At 75.4% G+C, this 3,249-nt stretch carries 4 protein-coding genes and 1 pseudogene; 1 reads left to right on the top strand and 4 read right to left on the bottom strand.

Features of this window, described 5'->3' with window-relative positions; genetic code table 11:
• A pseudogene (locus tag ABEB16_RS05165) lies at positions 1-181 on the top strand (6-phosphogluconolactonase); the annotation flags it as partial.
• A 98-nt stretch (positions 182-279) separates the two neighbouring features.
• Here the strand turns inward: ABEB16_RS05165 and ABEB16_RS05160 are convergent.
• From ABEB16_RS05160 to ABEB16_RS05145, 4 genes are all read right to left on the bottom strand, one after another.
• Positions 280-630, bottom strand: coding sequence for an RNA polymerase-binding protein RbpA (locus tag ABEB16_RS05160; protein ID WP_345711200.1), 351 nt, complete (start codon positions 628-630; stop codon positions 280-282).
• A 170-nt stretch (positions 631-800) separates the two neighbouring features.
• Positions 801-1,052 carry a preprotein translocase subunit SecG gene (gene secG, locus ABEB16_RS05155; RefSeq protein ID WP_345711199.1) on the bottom strand — a complete coding sequence of 84 codons (252 nt, stop codon included), beginning with the start codon at positions 1,050-1,052 and terminating at the stop codon, positions 801-803.
• 199 nt (positions 1,053-1,251) lie between these two features.
• Positions 1,252-2,061 carry a triose-phosphate isomerase gene (tpiA, locus tag ABEB16_RS05150; protein WP_345711198.1) on the bottom strand — a complete coding sequence of 270 codons (810 nt, stop codon included), beginning with the start codon at positions 2,059-2,061 and terminating at the stop codon, positions 1,252-1,254.
• 4 nt (positions 2,062-2,065) lie between these two features.
• Positions 2,066-3,249: phosphoglycerate kinase (locus tag ABEB16_RS05145; protein ID WP_345711197.1), on the bottom strand; the 1,184-nt coding region annotated here is incomplete at its 5' end.

Here is a 3,249-nt window from a genome sequence, read left to right as displayed (position 1 = left end):
CGGGCGGGCCCGGCAGGTGTGGCTGGTGGCCGCCGGCGCGGAGAAGGCCGCCGCGGTGGCCGCCGGGGTGGGTGGCGCCGACGTCAGCGCGGTCCCCGCCGCGGGCGCCGCCGGGCGGGAGGCGACGCGGGCGCTGCTCGACGCGGCCGCGGCGGGCGACCCGCCGGACCGGGCGGGCTGAGCGTGGCCCGCGGCGGGCCCACCTGAGCCGGCAGCACCACGACACGCGCAGGGCCCCGGACCGATCGGTCCGGGGCCCTGCGCGTGCTGGGTGCGCCGTCAGCGGATGAGACCGCGCCTGCGCAGGCCCTCGAGGGCCTCGTTGAGGATGGCCTCGCCGTCGGCGTCGCTGCGCCGCTCCTTCACGTAGGCCAGGTGCGTCTTGTACGGCTCGTTGCGCGGCGGCGCCGGCGGGTTGTCCTGGTCGGTGCCGGCGGGGAACCCGCACCGCGGGCAGTCCCACGTCTCCGGCGGCTCCACCCCGGACTCCTGGGCGAAGCTGGGCCGGGTCTCGTGCCCGTTGGCGCACCAGTAGGAGACGCGGATGCGCGGGGCGGTGTCGCCGCGCTCGGCCTCTCCCATCGGCCCGGCGCCGACCCTGCTGCCTCGGATGGCGTTGCCACTGGCCACGGGGGCTCCTCGTCGGTCGTGCAGGTCGGTCCTGCGTGGGTGGGGCGGTGCGTAGCGCACCGCCCTGGGAACGGGCTGGGAACAGGGTAGAGGCACGCACCAGCCCCTCGGTGCAGGACCGGTGGACCCACCACGGCGGTGGACCCACCCGCAGCGGTGGGCCCGCCGGGTCAGCTCTCCAGCTCGAAGCGCTGCACGAGACCCAGCAGGACGATGCTGACCGACCACACCAGCGCGATGGTGATCGTGAAGCGGTTGAGGTTGCGCTCGGCCATGCTCGAGCCGCTGAGGCTGGAGGAGATGCCACCGCCGAACATGTCCGACAACCCGCCGCCCTTGCCCTTGTGCAGCAGGATCAGCAGGGTCAGGAACAGGCTCGACAGGGCCAGCAGCACCTGCAGCACGATGCGCAGAACGGTCACGCTCGTCCTTCGTCTCGGTGGGGGCTCGCGCCGGCCGCGCGGGCGGGGTGGTTCCCGAGCTTAGGCCACCCGCGCCCGCGCACCGCAGCCGCCCGTGGCGCTGCGGTGCGCGGGCCCGCGGCCCTCGGGGTCCCCGCCCGGGGAGGTACCCCTGGCGGGGGCTCGGGCGGGGGCTCGGGCGGGGGCTCGGGCGGGGGGCTCAGGCGGGGTGTTCGCGGTAGCGCACGATGCTGGCGAAGTCGCCGGCGTCGGTGCTCGCACCGCCGACGAGCGCGCCGTCCACGTCGTCCTGGGCCATGATCGAGGCGATGCTGGCGGGTTTCACCGAGCCGCCGTAGAGCACCCGCACGGCTGCGGCGGCCTCGGCACCGAAGCGCTCGGCGATCGCGCCCCGGATCGCCGCGCACACCTCCTGGGCGTCCTCGGGGGTGGCGACCTCACCGGTCCCGATGGCCCACACCGGCTCGTAGGCCACCACGAGGCCGCCCACCTGCACGCCCTCCAGCCCCTCCAGGGCCGCCAGCACCTGCGCGGTGGTGTGCGCCACGTGCCGGCCCTCCGCGCGCACGTCCAGGGCCTCCCCGACGCAGAGGATCGGCACGAGACCGTGGCGCAGCGCCGCCTTCACCTTGGCGGCGACGAGGGCGTCGTCCTCGCCGTGGTACTGGCGCCGCTCGCTGTGCCCGACCGCGACGTAGCGCACGCCCAGCTTGGCCAGCTGCGCGCCGGAGACCTCACCGGTGTAGGCCCCGGAGTCGTGGGCGGAGACGTCCTGCGCGCCCAGGGCGATGTCGAGGCGGTCGCCCTCGATGAGGGTCTGCACCGAGCGCAGGCTGGTGTGCGAGGGCAGCACGGCCACCTCGACGGCGGTGAAGTCGTGCTTGGCGTCCTTCAGCGTCCAGTCCAGCTTCTGCACGAGCACCGTGCCCGACTGGTGGTCGAGCACCATCTTCCAGTTGCCCGCGATCAGCGGGGTTCGGCCGGTGGTCGTCGGTGCGGTGGTCGGCATGGGTTCAGTCCTCCAGGACGTCGAGGCCGGGCAGGGTCTTGCCCTCCAGGTACTCCAGGCTGGCGCCGCCGCCGGTGGAGATGTGCCCGAAGGCGTCGTCGGCGAAGCCGAGCGTGCGCACCGCGGCGGCGGAGTCCCCGCCGCCGACGACGGACAGGCCCGGGACCCGCGTGATGGCCTCGGCCACCGCCCGGGTGCCGGCGGCGAACGCCTCGAATTCGAAGACGCCCATCGGCCCGTTCCAGAACACGGTGCGCGCATCGGCCAGGGCGGCGGCGAAGGCGGCGGCGGAGGCGGGGCCGATGTCCAGGCCGAGGCGGTCGGCGGGGATGGCGTCGGCGGCGACCACGTCGTGGGCGGCGTCGGCGGCGAAGGCGGCGGCGGCGACCACGTCGGTGGGCAGCACCACCTGCACGCCCTTGTCGGCGGCGGTGGCCAGGTAGCCCTCGACGCGTTCGACCTGGTCGGCCTCCAGCAGGCTCTTGCCCACGCCGTGGCCCTGGGCCGCGAGGAACGTGAACACCATCCCGCCGCCGACGAGGAGGCGGTCACCGGCGGTGAGCAGCTCGCCCAGCAGGTTGTCGATGACACCGAGCTTGTCGGAGACCTTCGAGCCGCCCAGCACGACGGCGTAGGGGCGCTCGGGAGCGGAGGTGAGGCGGCGCAGCACCTCCACCTCGGCCACCACGAGGCCACCGGCGGCGTGCGGCAGCCGCCGGGCGACGTCGTAGACGCTGGCGTGCTTGCGGTGCACCGCGCCGAAACCGTCCGAGACGTAGGCGTCGGCGAGTTCCGCGAGGGCGTCGGCGAAGGCGGCGCGCTCGGCGTCGTCCTTGCTGGTCTCCCCGGCGTGGAAGCGCACGTTCTCCAGCAGCAGCACCCCGCCGGCCGGCAGGGCCTCCACCGCGGCGCGGGCCTCGGGCCCCACCGTCTGCGGCGAGAAGGCGACCTCGGTGCCCTCCAGCAGCTGCGCGAGGCGGGCGTGCACGGGGGCCAGGGAGTACCTCGGCTCCGGGGCGCCCTTGGGACGGCCCAGGTGGGAGAGCACGACGACCTTGGCCCCGGCGCCCGCCAGGCGGCGCAGCGTGGGCAGCGAGGCGCGGATGCGACCGTCGTCGGTGATGCGGGGGGACTCCCCGGAGGAGTCCAGCGGGACGTTGAGGTCGCTGCGCACCAGCACGGTGCGCC

The sequence above is a fragment of the Kineococcus glutinatus genome (assembly GCF_039542765.1).
GTDB lineage: Bacteria > Actinomycetota > Actinomycetes > Actinomycetales > Kineococcaceae > Kineococcus_A > Kineococcus_A glutinatus.
The sequence above is the reverse complement of the archived record's forward strand: the minus strand, read 5'-3'. Positions and strand labels throughout refer to the sequence as shown.

Bases quoted from the DNA above. Each gene is read 5' to 3' on its own strand.
- tpiA (WP_345711198.1), bottom strand. From the start codon at position 2,061: ATGCCGACCACCGCACCGACGACCACCGGCCGAACCCCGCTGATCGCG.